Source organism: Telluria sp. ZB4P34 (genome assembly GCF_059686055.1).
Genome location: NZ_JCASIF010000016.1, coordinates 1 through 17,270 on the forward strand (window position 1 = coordinate 1; position 17,270 = coordinate 17,270).

11 protein-coding genes are annotated in these 17,270 nt (G+C 67.6%); 2 read left to right on the plus strand and 9 right to left on the minus strand.

Annotation, left to right across the window (positions count from 1 at the left end; all coding sequences use genetic code 11):
• Positions 1–239: 239 nt before the first annotated feature.
• The 7 genes from AC56KL_RS19595 to AC56KL_RS19625 all read right to left on the minus strand — a co-directional run bounded on the left by AC56KL_RS19595 (position 240) and on the right by AC56KL_RS19625 (position 10,528).
• Positions 240–2,906: a molybdopterin-dependent oxidoreductase gene (locus tag AC56KL_RS19595; RefSeq protein ID WP_497181847.1), complete on the minus strand. Its 2,667-nt coding sequence runs from the start codon at positions 2,904–2,906 to the stop codon at positions 240–242.
• An 11-nt stretch (positions 2,907–2,917) separates the two neighbouring features.
• On the minus strand, positions 2,918–4,153 hold the full coding sequence (locus AC56KL_RS19600; protein ID WP_497181848.1) for an NAD(P)/FAD-dependent oxidoreductase: 1,236 nt from the start codon (positions 4,151–4,153) through the stop codon (positions 2,918–2,920).
• Positions 4,138–4,485, minus strand: coding sequence for a nitrite reductase small subunit NirD (gene nirD, locus AC56KL_RS19605; RefSeq protein ID WP_497181849.1), 348 nt, complete (start codon positions 4,483–4,485; stop codon positions 4,138–4,140). The genes AC56KL_RS19600 and nirD overlap by 16 nt, the downstream gene beginning before the upstream one ends.
• Positions 4,486–4,507: 22 nt before the next feature.
• Positions 4,508–7,057, minus strand: coding sequence for a nitrite reductase large subunit NirB (gene nirB, locus AC56KL_RS19610; protein ID WP_497181850.1), 2,550 nt, complete (start codon positions 7,055–7,057; stop codon positions 4,508–4,510).
• A gap of 11 nt (positions 7,058–7,068) precedes the next feature.
• Positions 7,069–8,373: an MFS transporter gene (locus AC56KL_RS19615; protein WP_497181917.1), complete on the minus strand. Its 1,305-nt coding sequence runs from the start codon at positions 8,371–8,373 to the stop codon at positions 7,069–7,071.
• Between the two features lie 306 nt (positions 8,374–8,679).
• Positions 8,680–9,855 (minus strand): CmpA/NrtA family ABC transporter substrate-binding protein, encoded by a 1,176-nt coding sequence (locus AC56KL_RS19620; protein WP_497181851.1) that lies wholly within the window; start codon positions 9,853–9,855, stop codon positions 8,680–8,682.
• A gap of 28 nt (positions 9,856–9,883) precedes the next feature.
• Entirely contained in the window at positions 9,884–10,528 is a 645-nt protein-coding gene (locus tag AC56KL_RS19625; RefSeq protein WP_497181852.1) for an ANTAR domain-containing response regulator, read from the minus strand.
• A 628-nt stretch (positions 10,529–11,156) separates the two neighbouring features.
• Here AC56KL_RS19625 and AC56KL_RS19630 point away from each other — a divergent pair.
• Entirely contained in the window at positions 11,157–13,514 is a 2,358-nt protein-coding gene (locus tag AC56KL_RS19630) for a S9 family peptidase (RefSeq protein WP_497181853.1), read from the plus strand.
• Between the two features lie 180 nt (positions 13,515–13,694).
• Here the strand turns inward: AC56KL_RS19630 and AC56KL_RS19635 are convergent, their stop codons facing one another.
• Together AC56KL_RS19635 and AC56KL_RS19640 are read right to left on the minus strand one after the other, a co-directional pair.
• Positions 13,695–14,930, minus strand: coding sequence for a M20/M25/M40 family metallo-hydrolase (locus AC56KL_RS19635; protein ID WP_497181854.1), 1,236 nt, complete (start codon positions 14,928–14,930; stop codon positions 13,695–13,697).
• Entirely contained in the window at positions 14,930–16,177 is a 1,248-nt protein-coding gene (locus AC56KL_RS19640) for a urate hydroxylase PuuD (protein WP_497181855.1), read from the minus strand. Before AC56KL_RS19640 ends, AC56KL_RS19635 begins: the two co-directional genes overlap by 1 nt.
• Positions 16,178–16,302: 125 nt before the next feature.
• On the opposite strand from AC56KL_RS19640, the gene AC56KL_RS19645 reads away from it, so the two are divergent.
• Entirely contained in the window at positions 16,303–17,241 is a 939-nt protein-coding gene (locus AC56KL_RS19645) for a LysR substrate-binding domain-containing protein (protein ID WP_497181856.1), read from the plus strand.
• Positions 17,242–17,270: the final 29 nt, after the last annotated feature.

Sequence of the window (17,270 nt, forward strand, 5' to 3'; positions counted from 1 at the left end):
GCTATTGGTGCTGCCATGCGCAAACTGGCACATCTGTGCTTTGGTGTCGTCCACTCCGGCAAGCCCTATGATCCAAAATACGCGATGTAGGGCTTGACGGGCAAGACGGTATCTACAATTCCGGCTAACTGACCGGCATCAGCGCTCGGGCTCGCTGTTTTTTCATCCGTACCGCCCCCTGCTCTACCATCGACCAGCAGGCGCAGCCGCCCCGGCGCCTTCTTCGCCCGGGTGCCGCGCTAGGAAGGCTGCGCCAGCAGCTGCCGGATCTCGGGCAGGCAGGAACCGCAGTTACCGCCCGCGCGCAGGCAGGCGGTGACCTCGCCGGCGTCCTTCAGGCCGCGCTCGGCGATTGCCCGGCAGATGGTGTTGCGGCCAACGCCGAAGCATGCGCACACCGTCGGGCCGGGATCGGGGCCTTGCTGCGGCGCCCGCCCGGCCAGCAGCGTGGCGCGTTCCTTGGCCGACAGCGCTTCCTGTGCGAACAGCCCACCCAGCCAGCTGCGTGCCGGCAGGTCCGGTCGGCGCGACACGAACAGGCAGGCCTGCAGGCGTCCGTCGACCAGCAGGGCGCAGCGCAGCATGCCCTCGGCCTTGTCCTCGTAGTCGATCCAGTCCGACTCATCGCCCGCCCCCAGCAGGGCACGCGCCCAGCCTGGCGAGACCGGTTCGCGGCCACCCAGCTCGTAGCGCACGAAGCCGGCGCCGCATACCCGTGTCCAGTTGGCGACTCTTGCCAGGTCGAGTTCTTGGCGGCTGAGGATAAAGCCGTGCCAGGACACGCCGAAGGGTTCCACGCGCACCGGCGTGTGCTTGAACTCCGGTTCGCCCGATACCGGGTCGACCTCCGGGTTGACAACGGCGCCGACCCGGGCGTCGGACGCCGTCTGGCCGTTCCAGTGGATCGGCACGAAGGCGGCGCCGCGCGCGATGCCGCCGCCGTGCACCACCCGCGCCACCATCGTGCCCCAACGGCTGCTCACCCGCGCCAGCTCGCCCTCGCGCACGCCACAGGTCAGGGCGTCGTGCGGATGCAGGTCGACGAAGGGTTCCGGCGCGTGGCCGGCCAGGCGCGGCGACTTGCCGGTGCGGGTCATGGTGTGCCACTGGTCGCGCAGGCGGCCGGTGTTCAGCGCCAGCGGGAACTCGGCGTCCGGCGCATGCACGGGGGCGCGCGGAGTGGTGGCGATGAAGCGCGCCCTGCCGTCGGGATGGGCGAAGCGGCCGTCGCCCAGCAGGCGCGCCGTGCCCTCGCGGCCGCGCAGCACCGGCCATTGCAGCGGCTCCAGCGCATCGTAGGCGGCGCGGTCCATCCCGGCCAAGCCGTCGATCTGGAACACCCGCGCCAGGCCCGCGTCCTCCTGGCGCCAGGCGGACAGCCGGGCATGCTCGTCGAAAATCTCGTGCACGCCCGCGTAATCGAAACCGTGGAAACCCATGCGCCGGGCCACCTGGCAGATCGCCTGCCAGTCGCTGCGCGCCTCGCCCGGCCTTGGGAGGAAGCTGCGCTGGCGCGAGATGCAGCGTTCGGAGTTGGTGACGGTGCCATCCTTCTCGCCCCAGCCCAGCGCGGGCAGCAACACGTCGCCCAGCCTGGCCGTGTCCGTGTCCGGGCTCATGTCCGAGACCACCACCAGCTCGCAGCGCTGCAGGGCGCGCTTTACCTGGTCGGCGTCCGGCAGGCTGACCACCGGATTGGTCGCCATGATCCACACGGCCTTGACCTGCCCCGCTTCGATGGCGCGGAACAGGTCGACCGCCTTCAGGCCGGGCTTGCCGGCGATGCGCGGCGCATCCCAGAAGCTGCGCACGGCCTCGCGGTGCGCCGGCTTGTCCAGCTCGAGGTGGCTGGCGAGCATGTTCGCAAGGCCGCCCACTTCGCGGCCGCCCATGGCGTTCGGCTGGCCGGTCAAGGAGAACGGTCCCATGCCCGGCTTGCCGATGCGGCCCGTGAGCAGGTGGCAGTTGATGATGGCGTTGACCTTGTCGGTGCCGCGCGAGGACTGGTTGACGCCCTGAGAAAAGGCGGTGACGACCTTGCCGGTCGCGGCGAACATGGCATAGAACTCGGCCAGCCGGCGCGGATCGACACCGCAGCTGCGGGCAACGAAGTCGATGTCGGCGCAGGCGTCGGCCTCGGCCAGGGCGGCGTCGAGCCCGGCGGTATGGGCAGCCACAAAAACATCGTCGGCCGCGCCGCTGCGCGCCAGGTAGCTGAGCAGGCCGTTGAACAGCCATACATCGGTGCCCGCCTTGACCGGCAGGTGCAGGTCGGCCAGCTCGCAGGTAGCCGTGCGGCGCGGGTCGATGGCGACGATGCGCAGGCCGGGCCGCGCTTCCTTCGCTTTCACGATGCGCTGGAACAGCGTGGGATGGCACCAGGCCGTGTTGGAACCGACCAGCACGACCAGGTCGGCCAGTTCGAAGTCCTCGTAGCAGCCGGGCACCAGGTCTTCGCCGAAGGCGCGCTTGTGTCCCGCGACGCTGGACGACATGCACAGGCGCGAGTTGGTGTCGATGTTGGCGCTGCCGACGAAGCCCTTCATGAACTTGTTGGCGACGTAGTAATCCTCGGTGAGCAGCTGGCCCGACACGTACATCGCCACTGCATCCGGGCCGTGCTCGGCGATGATGGATGCGAAGCCCGAGGCGACTTTATCGAGCGCCTCGCCCCAACCGGCGCTGCGCAGCCTGCCGTCCTCGCGGATGGCGGGAGCCAGCAGGCGCCCGTCCAGGCCGAGCGTCTCGCCCAGCGCCGAGCCTTTCACGCACAGGCGGCCGCGGCTCGCCATGTGCTCCGGGTCGCCCTCGATCAGGGCGCCGTCCGCCATGGGGGTGGCCTTGATGCCGCAGCCGACGCCGCAGTAGGGACAAGTGGTGCGGACCGCTGCGGCGATCGGGATCATCGGCCCACCCATCAGGCGGCCTCGCACATGCCGGGGCCGAACAGGAGCCGGTCGCGGAAAGCCGAGATGTCGGCGCCGCGCTGGATCAGGTCGAAATACCAGGGGCCGTCCGCCACGTCGCCGTACAGCACCGCGCCGGTCACGCGGCTGCCCGCCAGTACCAGGCGTTTATAGACGCCGGCATGGCGGTCGCGCAGCACCAGGTCTTCGCTGCCCTCCAGGCCCACGATGTCGCCGGCCGAATACAGGTCGATGCCGGTCACCTTCAGCTTGACAGCTAGGGCCTGCTGCACATAGCGGCGGTGCCCGAGCCCGGCCAGGTGGGCGGCGCAGACGCGCGCCTGGTCCCAGATCGGCGCCACCAGTCCGAAAATGGCCTTGCGGTGCTGGACGCATTCGCCCACCGCGTACACGCGCGGGTCGTAGGTCTGCAGGGTGTCGTCGACCACGATGGCGCGTTCGACGTGCAGGCCTGCTTCGCGAGCCAGGGCCACGTTGGGGCGCACGCCGGCTGCCATCACCACCAGGTCGGCGGGTACTTCCAGGCCGTCGGCGAAGCGCACCGCTTCTACCCTGCCCTCGCCCAGGATCGCCTCGGTCTGGGCGCCGAGCAGGACGCGCAGGCCGCGCCCCTCGAGTGCGCTCTTCAGCAGCAGCGCCGCGGCAGGATCGAGCTGCTGGTTCATCAGGCTGCCCGTCAGGTGCACGACGGTGACCGCCATGCCCTGGCGCAGCAGGCCGTTGGCCGCTTCCAGGCCGAGCAGGCCGCCGCCGATCACGACCGCATTGCCGCCGCGCCGGGCGGCGGCCAGCATCAGGTCGACGTCGTCCAGGTCGCGAAAACCCACCACGCCCGCCAGCTGTGCGCCGGGCACCGGCACGATGAAGGGGCTGGAGCCGGTGGCCAACAGCAGGCGGTCGTAGGCCACTTCCAGGCCGGAGCGGGCGCGCACGATGCGGCGCGAACGGTCGATCGCCACCACCGGGTCGCCGGCGTGCAGCACGATGCCGTTCTCCACGTACCATTCGCGCGTATGCAGGACGATGTCTTCCGCCTTCTTCTCGCCCGCCAGCACGGGGGAGAGCATGATGCGGTTGTAGTTGACGCGCGGCTCGGCGCCGAACACGGTGATGTCGTACATGCCCGCGTCGAGCTTCAGCAATTCCTCGACGGTGCGCATGCCGGCCATGCCGTTGCCGACGACTACCAGCCTTTGCCTGGTTGCCTTGCTTACGGTGCGATCCATACCTTGCCTCCTTCCACCCGGGCCGGATAGCTCGCCACGGAGTGCTCGGGCGCTTCCAGGCACTCGCCGCTGTGGAGGTCGAAGTGCTGCTTGTAGATGGGTGAGGCGACGACGATGCGCTCGCCGATGCTGCCGACCAGGCCGCGCGACAGCACGGCGGCCTGCGCATTCGGGTCGAAATTATCGATCGCGAACACGCGCGCTTCCTCGCGCCCCACGCGGAACACGGCCACCTGGCGGCCACCCAGCAGTGCGCAGACGCCGGTGTCCGGCACGATCTCGTCGATGTCGCAGACGGCGGTCCAGTTCTGAAGTTGCAAGTCTCGGTGCATGGCTCTCTCTCCTCAATACGGGTCAGGCCGCGCTGGCGGCAATCGGGATGACGCGGCCGCCCCGCTCGTCAAGATTGGCCGGGCGGATCTGGCCGCGCTCCGGCACGAACACGACGTTGCTGTCGCCGGCTTCGCTGTTGACGAAGTGGCGGAAGCGGCGCCGCACTTCCGGATTGGTGACGGCTTCCTTCCATTCGCAGGCATAGGTGTCGACCACGTGCTGCATCTGCGCCTCGAGTTCGGCGGCGATGCCCAGCTTGTCCTCGACCACCACCTGCTTCAGGTAGTCCAGGCCCCCCTCCAGGTTGTCGCGCCACACGCTGGTGCGCTGCAGCCGGCCCGCAGTGCGCACGTAGAACATCAGGAAGCGGTCGACCAGCTTCACCACGGTCTCGTCGTCGATGCCGGAGGCAATCAGTTCCGCATGGCGCGGCTTCATGCCGCCGTTGCCGCACACGTAGAGGTTCCAGCCCTTCTCGGTGGCGATCAGGCCGACGTCCTTGCCCTGGGCCTCGGCGCACTCGCGGGTGCAGCCGGACACGCCGAACTTGATCTTGTGCGGGGCGCGCAGCCCCTTGTAGCGGTTCTCCAGCGCGATGGCGAAGGCCAGGCTGTCGCCGACGCCGTAGCGGCACCAGGTCGAGCCGACGCAGGACTTCACGGTGCGCAGCGACTTGCCGTAGGCATGGCCCGACTCGAAGCCGGCCGCGATCAGCTCTTCCCAGATGTGCGGCAGCTGCTCCACGCGCGCACCGAACAGGTCGACCCGCTGGCCGCCGGTGATCTTGGTGTACAGGCCATACTTCTTGGCCACCTGCCCCACCGCGATCAGTCCGTCGGCGGTCACCTCGCCGCCCGGCATGCGCGGCACCACCGAATAGGTCCCATCTTTCTGGATGTTGCCCAGGAAGTAGTCGTTCGAATCCTGCAGGCTGGCATGCTCCGGCTTGAGCACGAAGTCGTTCCAGCTCGATGCGAGAATGTTGGCCACCACCGGCTTGCAGATGTCGCAGCCCAGGCCCTTGCCGTGGCGTGCGATCAGCTCGCCGAAGCTGCGGATGCCTTCCACGCGCACGAGGTGGTAGAGCTCCTGGCGCGAGCAGGCGAAATGCTCGCACAGGTGGTCCTTCACTTCCACGCCCAGGCGCGCCAGCTCGGCGTTCATCACCTGGGTCATCAGGGGCACGCAGCCGCCGCAGGCGGTACCGGCCTTGGTACAGCTCTTCAGCGCGCCGACGGTCGTCGCACCGCCCGCCACCGCCTCGCACAGCGCGCCCTTGGAGACGTCGTTGCACGAGCAGATCTGGGCGCCGGCCGGCAGCGCCGCCACGCCCAGGGCGGGCCGCGCCGCGCCGTCCAGCTGCGGCAGGATCAGTACCTCGGGCGAGGCTGGCAGCTCCATCTTGTTCAGCATCATCTGCAGCAGCTCGCCGTAGGGGGCGGCGTCGCCTACCAGCACGGCCCCGAGCAGGTACTTGCCGCAATCGGAGGTGACGATCTTGCGGTAGACCTGCTTGCGCTCGTCCAGGAACTGGTAGCTGCGGCAGCCGGCGCTGGCGCCATGGGCGTCGCCGATGCTGGCCACGTCCACGCCCATCAGTTTGAGCTTGGTGCTCATGTCGGCGCCGCTGAAGGCCGCGTCCAGGCCGAGGATGTGTTTCGCCGCCGTGCGCGCCATGTCGTAGCCCGGCGCCACCAGGCCGAACAGCTGGCCATTCCACAGGGCGCACTCGCCGATGGCGTAGATGTGCGGGTCGGAGGTGAGGCAGCGCTCGTCGATGACGATGCCGCCGCGCTGGCCCAGCGCCAGGCCGCTGAAGCGGGCCAGTTCGTCGCGCGGACGGATGCCGGCCGAGAACACGATCATGTCGGCGTCCAGATGGCTGCCATCGGCGAACTGCATGCGGTGGGTCGCCTCTTCTCCATCGACGATGGCGAGCGTGTTCTTCTGGGTATGGACCTGCACCCCCAGCTCTTCGATCCTGTTGCGCAGCACGCGGGCGCCGGGATCGTCGACCTGCACCGCCATCAGGCGCGGTGCGAACTCGACGACGTGGGTCTGCAGGCCGAGGTCGCGCAGCGCCTTCGCACATTCCAGGCCGAGCAGGCCGCCGCCGACCACCACGCCGGTACGGGAACGCGGGCCGCCTCCGCGGACGGCGCACTCGCTCATCGCCTCCAGGTCTTCGATAGTGCGGTAGACGAAACAGTCCTTGCGGTCTGAACCGGGCACCGGCGGCACGAAGGGATAGGAACCCGTGGCCAGCACCAGCTTGTCGTAGGCCACCGGTGCGCCTTCCGCCAGCTGCACCTGACGCGCTTCGCGGTCGATGCCGACCACGCGGGTACCTAGGCGTAGGCACAGTTGCTGGTTGTCGAAGAAGCCAGGCGCCACCAGCGACAGGTCCTGCGCGCTTTTCCCGGCGAAGAATTCGGATAGGTGGACCCGGTCATAGGCGGGACGCGGCTCTTCGCCAAGAATGGTCACGCGCAGGTCCGGATCTCCCGCTGCTACCAGGGTCTCGACGAATTTATGGCCCACCATGCCGTGGCCGACGACGACGATATGCATTCTGCTACTCCTTATGCTGCGGAAGCTGCCGGCGCGGCCGGCTTGGCCTCGCTGGCTGTCATGGTGAAGCGGGCGGCAATGGCGCACAGGCTCGAGGCCAGCACCAGCACGCTCAGGATGCTCAGGGTCTGGGCGATGTCGCCGGTGCCCTTCATGAGGAAGCCGGCCGCCACCGCGCCGACGTTGCCACCGGCGCCGACGATGCCGGCCACGCCGCCCAGCGCCTTCGGCGCGACGAAGGGCACCAGCGCATAAGTGGCGCCGCAGGCCATGTGGGTGAACAGGCCGAAGCACAGCATGGCGATCACGGCATAGACGACGCCGTCCGCCTGCGCGAACCACAGCAAGCCCAGGCCCTCGCCGATCATCAGCACGAACAGCACGGTGACGCGGCTGTTCAGGCTTCCCTTGCGCGCGCTGCGGTCCGACAGCCAGCCGCCCAGTGCGCGGGCGAACAGGGCCAGCAGGCCGAAGCTGCCGGCCGCCAGTCCGGCCGCACCCAGGGACAGCCCGAAGTGCTCGACGTAGTACACGGCGGCGATGTTGTGGATGAAGATCTCGATGCCGAAGCAGGCGCCGTAGGTGACGAACAGCAGCCAGGCGCGGTAGTTGCGGCAGCCCTCTGCGAAGCTGGCCCAGCCGCCCTTGCCGCCGGGGAGGGCTTCGCCCCGGGCGCGCATCTCGTCGTAGTTACCGGCCGGGCAGTCCTGGGTGTAGCGCCAGTAGAAGAAGGCCATCGCGATCATCATCAGGCCCGGCACCACCAGGGCCACGCGCCAGCTCAGGGCCTGCGAGACGCCCAGCATGGTGACGGCGACCAGCAGCAGCGGCATCAGGGCCTGGGCCGCGCCGCCGCCGCTGTTGCCCCAGCCTGCCGCCGCCGCGTTGGCGGTGCCGACCACCTTCGGGCCGAACATCACCGACGTGTGGTACTGGGTGATGACGAAGCTGGCGCCGACCGCGCCGATGCCGAGACGGAACAGCAGGAAGCTTTCGTAGCTTTGCGCCATGGCGACGCCGAGCACCGGGATCGATCCGAGCAGCAGCAGGCCGGTGTAGGTCTTGCGCGGGCCGAAGCGGTCGCACAGCGGGCCGACCAGCAGCCGCACGAAAATCGTGATGGCGACGGCCGCGATGTTGATGTTGGCGATCTGCTCCATCGACAGGCCGAATTCGCCCTTGATCACCGGCATCAGCGGTGCGCAGGCGAACCAGGCGAAGAAGCAGATGAAGAAGGCCACCCAGGTCAGGTGGAAGGCGCGCATCGGCGCCGTGTCGAACGAGAAGAGCTTGATGCTGTCTGCCTTGCTATCCAATGGTCTGGCCATGTTTCTTCCTTTAGAAAACAAAACGGCGTCCGCACGCCTGCTCGTGGAGCAGAAGCTGCGGACGCCGTTGTCCTGGTTGCCGATCCCGCGTTGGACCGGCCGAATGTAAAGATCTAACAGAAGAGGATCGCCATTGATCCCGTATCGATGTATGAGCAAGAGGCGTGCCACCCGATGCCCAGAGGGAGGTGCGGCAGCGCTGCCGCTCGATGCGCCACATTGCAGTGCGACATGCGCGCAAATGATGCAGCGCTGCGCACCGATTCAGGCCGTGCGCCTGAACGAAGCGGCGAACTAGGCGACGAATGAAGCGGCATACGCGGCCGGGTCGCTGCCGTCCCACACGCGGCCATCCAGCAAGGTTGACGGGCGCATCACGCCGTCCGGCACGGCCACCCCAGCCATTTCCGCGCCGTCGCGGTACAAGTCGATCCGGTTCACCTCGCGCGCGATCGCCGCGTAGGCCGGATCGGCGCGCAGCAGTCCCCAGCGGCGCAGCTGGGTGAGGAACCACATCCCGTCCGACAGCCAGGGGAAGCTGGCCTCGCCGCCGGCGAAGAAGTGCAGGCCGTTGTGGCCGCGCCAGCCGTCGCGGCCGGCCTGGGTGCTGCTACGGCCCGCCAGGCAGGCCTGCAGCATCTCCCTGTCCGCATTCACATAGGCGGGACTGGCGAGGACCTCGGCCGCGGCCTCGCGGTTGGCGCGCGAGGCGTCGAGCCAGCGCGCCGACGCCAGCAGCGCGGCGACCATGGCGCGGCAGGTGTTCGGATGGGCAGCGGCGAAGTCGGCGCTGACGCCCAGCACCTTGCCCGGATGGTCCGGCCAGATTTCCTCGCTCGATACCGCCAGCGCCCCCGCGCCCTCGCGCACCGCGCGCCGGCCCCACGGCTCTCCCGCGCAGAAGCCGTCCATGTGGCCGGCGGCGAGGCTGGCCGCCATCTGCACCGGCGGCACGGTCACCAGCTTGCAGTCCTCGAAAGGATCGATGCCGGCGGCCGCCAGCCAGTAATACAGGAACATCGCATGGTTCCCGGTCGGGAAGGTGTGCCCGAAGGTCGGGCGCAGGCCGCGGGTGCGCAGCAGCCGCGCCAGCGCCGCGCCCGCGCTTTCCCCTGGCGCTCGCGCCGCCAGTGCATGCGACAGCGTGATGCCCTGGCCGTTGCGGTTCAGGTTCATCAGCACCGCCATCTGGCGCGCGCGCGTGCCGATGCCCATCTGCAGGCCATACAGCAGGCCGTACAGGACATGGGCCGCATCGATGTCGCCGGCCGTCAGGCGGTCGCGCATGCCGGTCCAGGACAGCTCGCGGCTGAGTTCGAACCGGATGCCGAACTCCTCGTCGAAGCCGAGCACGGAGGCCATGACCACCGGCGCGCAGTCGGCCAGCGGCATGAAGCCGATCCGCACCGTCGTCCGTTCCGGCCGGTCGGAGCCGGCGATCCATGCGCCCTTGCTGGTAATGCTTTCCATCGTGTTCCCGTCCTTCCTGTTGCCGGCATCAGCCGAGCAGGTCTTCCACATCGATCAGCCGCTGCGCGATCTCGGCCAGCTTCATGTTCTTGTTCATCGCCATGCTGCGCAGGCGCTGGTAGGCCTGGTCCTCGGTGAGCCGGTAGCGCGTCATCAGGAGGCCCTTGGCGCGCTCGACCAGCTTGCGTTCGGCCAGCTTTTGCCGCGTGCCCTGCAGCTCGTCGAGCAGCTTCTGCTCGCGCCGGAAGCGCGCCAGCGCCACGTCCAGCACCGGCTTGACGCGCTCGGCCTGCAGGCCCGCCACGATATAGGCCGACACGCCCGCTTCCAGCGCGGCGTCCATGCTGGCGGGCGCATCGTCTTCGGTGAACAGCACGATCGGGCGCGGCGCATCGCGGGTGGCGATCACGATGTGCTCGAGGACGTCGCGCGCGTCCGACTCGCTGTCGACGATGATCATGTCGGGCTGCAGCTGGGCGATCCGTTCGGGCAGGAACACGTCGGCCGGCAGCGAGGCGACCAGGTCGTAGCCCGATTCGAGCAGGCCGATGCGCAGCGCGGCGCTGCGGCGCGCCTGTTCGGCAAGCGCCGCATCGCGCTGCGCGCCGGGCGGCGTGGCAGGATTGACGACAAGGATCCGCAGGTAAGGTGGTGTACAGCCGGTTGCTTTCATGCCGGGTTGACATGCAAGAAGCGATCCAGCTCAACCGGTATGCGCTTACGCTGCCCTTGTCATTCACGGTTGCAACAAGGAGACATTCGCCGGATGCATATCTGCAGCCGACGCATTTCAGCAATTATTCACCAAACGCATGAAAGGAATCACGAATCTAAAGTTTATTTATGGCGACTTCCTCCTTATACTGCAACGCAACATCGCACTCTTTACAGGGGATCCACCATGACCGTCGCCCGCCGCTTCTTCGCCAATGCCCGCGCCGCAGTGCGCAGCTTCTCGATCGAACTCTATGCCGCACATGGCGGCTCCGCGCCGGCAATCCGAGGCTGAGCATGAGCATCCCCGATACCGTCCTGAGCATTTTCGTCCCGGCGGCGCTGCTGGTGCGCCTGGCCCTGACCCTGCGTCCGGCCAAGCGACCACGCAAGGAAGCCTGAACGCTGCGACGCAACAGCTGATTTGACGGCCGGGGCCGGTGTACGTACATACGTACCCCGGCCCTGTCTTTTCTAGCAGGTGCGTTCTCCATATCGCCCGCAACGTGAAATGCTGAGCTAGAATGCAAGTCGCATTTTCTGGCAAGAAAGCCATTCTCCTTTCTACTTCAGCTCCTTACGACACGATGCGTACACCAGCACTCACGATCTTCGCAGCCCTCCTGCCGCTGCCGGCGGCGGCATCCACGCCCATCACCCTCGACCAAGCCATGGCCCACCCCGACTGGATCGGCACCCCGGTGGAAGCCGCCTGGTGGAGCTGGGACGGCAAGCAGGTGTTCTACAAGCAGAAGCGCACCGGCTCGCCGGTGCGCGACACCTGGCAGGTCGCGCCGGGCGGCCAGCCGAAGCTGGTGGCCGACGCGGAACTGGCGAAGATCGACGGCGCCGACGAGGTGTATAACGCGGACCACACCCGCGTGCTGATGCTGCGCAACGGCGACCTGTTCGAGCGCGACCTGAAGAGCGGCGCGCTGGTGCAGATCACGCGTGGCGCCAGCCGACTCGAGGCGCCGCAGTATGCGAGCGACGGCCGCAGCGTCCACTACCGCATCGGCACCGACTGGTACAGCTGGGACCGCGCTACCAAGGTGGTGGGCCCGGTCGCGCTGCCGCGCGCCGCCAAGGATCCGGCAGCCGCCGAGGACGATCCGCTGCGCGCGCAGCAGTTGCGCCTGATCGCCACGCTCAAGCGCCAGAAGGACGAGCGCGACGCGCTGCGCGAGCGCATGAACGAGCAGCGCCGCCTCGACCCAACCCTGCCCCCTGCCCCGATCTACCTGGGCGACAAGGTCGACATCGAGAGCAGCGTGCTGTCCCCTGACGGCCGCTGGCTGCTGGTCGTCACCGCACCGAAAGGCGGCGACAAGGGCCGCGTCGGCAAGATGCCGCGCTACGTGACCGAGTCGGGCTACGAGGAATTCGACGACCAGCGCACCCGCGTCGGCCGCAACATGCCGGCGCCCCATGCCCTGAAACTGGTCGACCTGCGCACCAACGCGGTGCAGGACCTCTCCTTCGACGTGCTGCCGGGGGTGGACGTCGACCCGCTGGCCGAGCTGCGCGCCGCCGCCAAGAAAGAGCCGCTGAAGGGCAAGCGCCCGGTGCGCGTGATCGATGGCGCCGATGCGATCGAATGGTCGGCCAATGGCGCCAACGTCGCCGTGATGCTGCGCTCGGTGGACAACAAGGACCGCTGGATCGCCACCGTCGACCTGCAGGCGGCCAAGCTGAAGCCGCTGCACCGCCTGACGGACGGCGCCTGGGTCAACTACGACAACAACGAATTCGGCTGGCTGCCGGACAACCGCACGCTGTGGTACCTGTCGGAAGAAAGCGGCTACTCGCACTTGTACACCCAGCCCGCAAGCGGCGGGGCCGCACGCGCCCTCACCTCCGGCAAGTGGGAAGCCTCGGACGTGCGCTGGTCGCACGACGGCAGCCTTGCCTGGGTGATGTGCAACCGCGCCACCCCCGGCGATTATGAAGTGTGCGCCGTCGACGCGAAGAACGGCGCGGTCCGCGAAGTCACGAACATGGACGGCGTCGAACGCTTCCGCCTGTCGCCGGACCAGAAGAAGCTGCTGGTGCACTGGTCGAGCAGCTACACCCCGGTGCAGCTGGCCACCGTGCCGGCCGGCGGCGGCGCGGCCGTCAAGCTGACCGACACCCGCACTGCCGACTTCAAGGCGCGCCAGTGGGTCGAGCCGCAATACGTGGCGGTGCCCTCGAGCGCCGGCGGCGACCCGGTCTGGGCCAAGCTGTATCGTCCGGCCCAGCTGGATCCGAACAAGAAGTATCCGGTGGTGATGTTCGTGCACGGCGCCGGCTACCTGCAGAACGTCAGCAAGCGCTACCCGAACTACTTCCGCGAGCAGATGTTCCATAACCTGCTGGTCCAGAAGGGCTACATCGTGCTCGACATGGACTACCGCGCCTCCAAGGGCTACGGCAGCAAGTGGCGCACCGCGATCTACCGCCAGATGGGCCATCCGGAACTGGTGGACTACATCGACGGCGTGAACTACATGGTGGCCAAGCACCAGGGCGATGCGAAGAACGTCGGCGTGTACGGCGGCAGCTACGGCGGCTTCATGACCTTCATGGCCCTGATGCGCGCGCCGGAAACCTTCAAGTCGGGCGCCGCACTGCGTCCGGTGACCGACTGGGTGACGTATAACCACGAGTACACCGCCAACATCCTGAACACGCCGGACATCGACCCGCAGGCCTACAAGATCTCGTCGCCGATCGAGTACGCCGACAAGCTGCAGGGCCACCTCTTGATCGCGCACGGCATGATCGACGATAACGTGTTCTACCAGGACTCGGTGCGCATGGCCCAGCGCCTGATCGAGCTGAAGAAGGACAACTGGGAACTGGCCAGCTACCCGCTGGAGCGCCACGCCTACGTCCAGCCGGAAGCCTGGTACGACCAGTACCGCCGCATCTACCAGCTGTTCGAGCGGACGCTCAAGCAGTAAATCGTCGGAAAATCCCGACGAAGGCGCCTGCGGGCGCCTTTTTCGTTGATCACTGGCTGTTGCTGTTTCGTAGGGTGGTCGGCTCCGCCGACCGCGCGTTCAGCCAGCAGGTGAAACACCGATCGGGCAGCATAAGCGTAGTTTGAACGCGCGGTCGGCATAGCCGACCACCCTACTGAATTACGCGGCTAAAAAATCCAGCAGCGTGAGCGCCACCACCTTGGTCGCCTTGCGCAGGTCGTCCAGCCGCACGTGCTCGTCGGCCTTCTTGGCGTTCGACTCCTGCACCGTGCGCGGGCCGGCGCCATACAGCACCGCCGGGATGCCGCGCTCGCCGTACAGGCGCGCATCCGCGTACAGCGGCGTGCCCTGGGCCGTGACCTCCTCGCCCAGGATGGCGCGGCCGTGGCGCTGCAGGCTCGCCACCAGTTTCTCGGAACCAGGCAAGGGACGCAGCGCATGCGACAGCAGCAGGCGCCGGATCTCCAGCCGGATGCCGGGCATGCCGGCCACCGCTTCCTCGACCAGCGCACGCACCTGTGCTTCCACCGCCACCGGGTCTTCTTCCGGAATCATGCGGCGGTCCATCTTCATGACCACCTTGCCCGGCACCACATTGGTGTTGGTGCCGCCGTCGATGCGGCCGACCAGCATCGTGGGCGAATCGATGCCAGGCACTTGCGACTTGATCTTCTCCAGCTCCGGCAACTGGCCGTAGATGGCGTTCAGGATGCGGGTGGCGGCCTGCAGCGCGTCCACCGCCATCGAAGGCATGGCGCCATGGCCGGCCTTGCCGTGCACCGTGATCTCCAGCTGCAGGCAGGCGTTGTGGGCGGTGACGATGTTGTAGCTGAAGCCGGCCGCAATCACATAGTCGGGACGGGTCAGCTCCTTCTCCAGCAGCCAGCCCGGCCCGAGCAGTCCGCCGAATTCCTCGTCGTAGGTGAAGTGCAGCTCCAGCGCCCCCTTGAGCGGCAGGCCCAGCGCTTCCAGGGCGCGTACGGCGAATACGTAGGTGGCGAAGTCGCTTTTCGATACCGCCGCGGCGCGCCCATAGATCGCCCCGTCATGGATCTCGGCGCCGTAGGGCGGCCTGGTCCAGCCGTCTCCCGGCGGCACCACGTCGCCATGCGCGTTCAAGGCCAGCGTGGGACCGCCAGCGCCGTAGGGGCGGCGCACGATCAGGTTGGTGATGCTTTCCATGCCATAGTCGCGCACCTCCTGCTCCGGCACGGCATGCCGCTCGGCAGTCCAGCCGTACTGGGCGAGCATGTCCGCCACCGCCTCGGCGTGCGGCGCATTGTTCCCCGGCGGCGTGTCGGTCGGGATGCGGACGACCTGCTGCAGGAAGCCGATCTGCTCGTCGAAATGCGCGTCGATCCACGCAATCAGGCGTTCGCGGTTTTGCTGGTCCATTAGTAGGCTCCTGCTCGGTGTCCTGTTCTTGCGCCGGCTTCGAACCAGGCGCCGACCTGCGCCCGTTCGGCATCGGTCATGTTGGTGAGGTTCGCCAGCGGCATGGCTTTCATCTGCACGGTCTGCTGGTAGATGCGCTGCGCGTTCTGGCTCACGAGTTCAGGGGTGTGCAGCATGACGCCGGACGGTGCGGTGGCGAAACCCGGCTGGGTCGGCTGCTGCGCGTGGCAGGACACGCAGCGCTGGTCGATGATGGTGCGCACCTGGGCGAAGCGCGCGGCATCGTCGGCGCCGGCTGCCGCCGGTTGCCGCACCGGCGCCGTGGGCGCGATCGCGAAGGCCAGGATCGAGAGCAGCGCGACGCCGGCCGCCGGGTACTTCCACTCGACCCGCCCCTTGTGGCGCAGGTTGAAGAAGTGGCGGATCAGGACGCCCGCCGCCATGATCACGCCCAGCACCGCCCAGGAATATGCATGGCGGTAGGTCATCGCGTAGTGGTTGCTGATCATGATGAACAGCACCGGCAGCGTGAAGTAGTTGTTGTGGACGCTGCGCTGCTTGGCCTTGATGCCGTGGACCGGGTCCGGCTGCCTGCCAGCCAGCATGGCGTTGACCATCTTGCGCTGGCCCGGGATGATCAGCATGGCCACGTTCGCCACCATCATGGTGCCGATCATCGCGCCCACGTGCAGGTAAGCGGCGCGGCCGCTCAGCAACTGGGTGAGCACGTAGCTGCTGGCGACCAGGAAGGCGAAGATGACCAGGCCGAAGGCCAGGTCGTGCCTGCCGAGGGGCGAACGGCACAGCAGGTCGTAGACGATCCAGCCGACCACCAGACTGCCCAGGCCGATGCCGACCGCCTGCCAGCTCGTGAGGTCCGCCACGCTGCGGTCGACCATCATGGCCTGCGCGTTCAGGTAGTAGACGATGACCAGCAGCGCGAAGCCGGACAGCCAGGTGGAATAGGCTTCCCACTTGAACCAGTGGAGTTCCCTGGGCAGCTCGGCGGGCGCCACCAGGTATTTCTGCGGGTTGTAGAAGCCGCCTCCGTGCACTGCCCACAGCTCGCCGGCCACGCCCTTCTTTGCCAGCTCCGAGCCCGCCGCCGGCGGGCGGATGCTGTTGTCGAGCCAGACGAAGTAGAAGGAAGCGCCGATCCAGGCGATGCCGGTAATGATGTGCAGCCAGCGCACCAGCATGTTGAACCACTCGAGGGCGTACGGGCCCAGGTATCCAAAACCATCCATAGGGGCATCCTTGTTGAGTATCCCTCGACGATAGCGTGATTTCAATTTCTGCAACATGAAATATAGCGTATATTCGACATAGCCAGATTGATATACACACGACACGATCAACGAGAACGCGCGCCATGTCCAGCCTGCCCCAGCACCTCGACCTGCACCTGATCCGCATCCTCTACCTGCTCCTGCTGGAAAAGAACGTCTCGCGCGTCGCGCTCAAGCTGAACCAGCCGCAGCCCTCGATCTCGGCCTCGCTGCGTAAACTCCGCGAGCTCACCGGCGACCCGCTGCTGGTGCGCGGCGCGCGCGGCATGGTGCCGACCCAGCACGGCGAGAGTTTGCTCAAGCCGGCCAAGCGCATCCTGGACGAAGCCGAGAGCCTGTTCGTCAAGAAGTCGCCCTTCGTGCCGGAGGAAGCGGCGCGCACCTTCCACATCGCCGCGCCGGACTACCTCGACATCCAGTTCCTGCCCAGCGTGGTGGCGGGACTGCGGCGCGGCTCGCCCAACAGCAAGGTGGTGATCCATAGCCTGGGCCCAGGCATGGACTACCTGCGCATGCTGTCCGACGGCGAGATGGACCTGGTGATCGCCAACTGGGACGGACCGCCCGCGCACCTCCACATGTCGAAGCTGTTCGAGGACCCGATCATCTGCACCATGCGGGCCGACAGTCCGTATGCGCGCCGCACTGCGGCGGACGCGATGACCGTCGAGGATTACCTGGCGCTGCCGCACGTAGCGCCTTCGCAGATGCTGCCGGGCTACCACGGCGTGATCGACGCCCACCTCGACCGCCTCGGCATGCGGCGCAAGGTGGCGGTCGAGTCGCCCTACTTTGGCGTGATTCCCTATATGCTGACCCAGAGCGACCTGGTGCTCACCACCGGACGCCAGTTCATCCGCTTCTACGAGCGCACCCTGCCGCTCAAGAGCTTCGACGTGCCGGTCAAGTTCCCGCCGATGCGCTTCTACCAGCTGTGGCACCAGCGCGTGCACCAGTCGTCGGAGCACAAATGGCTGCGCGACCAGGTCAGCGCGGCGGCACGGTCGCTGCTGGCAAAATAGTCCGGGGCCGCGCAATACCCTTTATCTGG

What these genes read in the sequence shown, in the direction of transcription:
- AC56KL_RS19595 (WP_497181847.1), bottom strand. Translation starts at nt 2,906, where the DNA reads ATGATCCCGATCGCCGCAGCGGTCCGCACCACTTGTCCCTACTGCGGC.
- AC56KL_RS19600 (WP_497181848.1), bottom strand. Translation starts at nt 4,153, where the DNA reads ATGGATCGCACCGTAAGCAAGGCAACCAGGCAAAGGCTGGTAGTCGTC.
- nirD (WP_497181849.1), bottom strand. Translation starts at nt 4,485, where the DNA reads ATGCACCGAGACTTGCAACTTCAGAACTGGACCGCCGTCTGCGACATC.
- nirB (WP_497181850.1), bottom strand. Translation starts at nt 7,057, where the DNA reads ATGCATATCGTCGTCGTCGGCCACGGCATGGTGGGCCATAAATTCGTC.
- AC56KL_RS19620 (WP_497181851.1), bottom strand. Translation starts at nt 9,855, where the DNA reads ATGGAAAGCATTACCAGCAAGGGCGCATGGATCGCCGGCTCCGACCGG.
- AC56KL_RS19625 (WP_497181852.1), bottom strand. Translation starts at nt 10,528, where the DNA reads ATGAAAGCAACCGGCTGTACACCACCTTACCTGCGGATCCTTGTCGTC.
- AC56KL_RS19630 (WP_497181853.1), top strand. Translation starts at nt 11,157, where the DNA reads ATGCGTACACCAGCACTCACGATCTTCGCAGCCCTCCTGCCGCTGCCG.
- AC56KL_RS19635 (WP_497181854.1), bottom strand. Translation starts at nt 14,930, where the DNA reads ATGGACCAGCAAAACCGCGAACGCCTGATTGCGTGGATCGACGCGCAT.
- AC56KL_RS19640 (WP_497181855.1), bottom strand. Translation starts at nt 16,177, where the DNA reads ATGGATGGTTTTGGATACCTGGGCCCGTACGCCCTCGAGTGGTTCAAC.
- AC56KL_RS19645 (WP_497181856.1), top strand. Translation starts at nt 16,303, where the DNA reads ATGTCCAGCCTGCCCCAGCACCTCGACCTGCACCTGATCCGCATCCTC.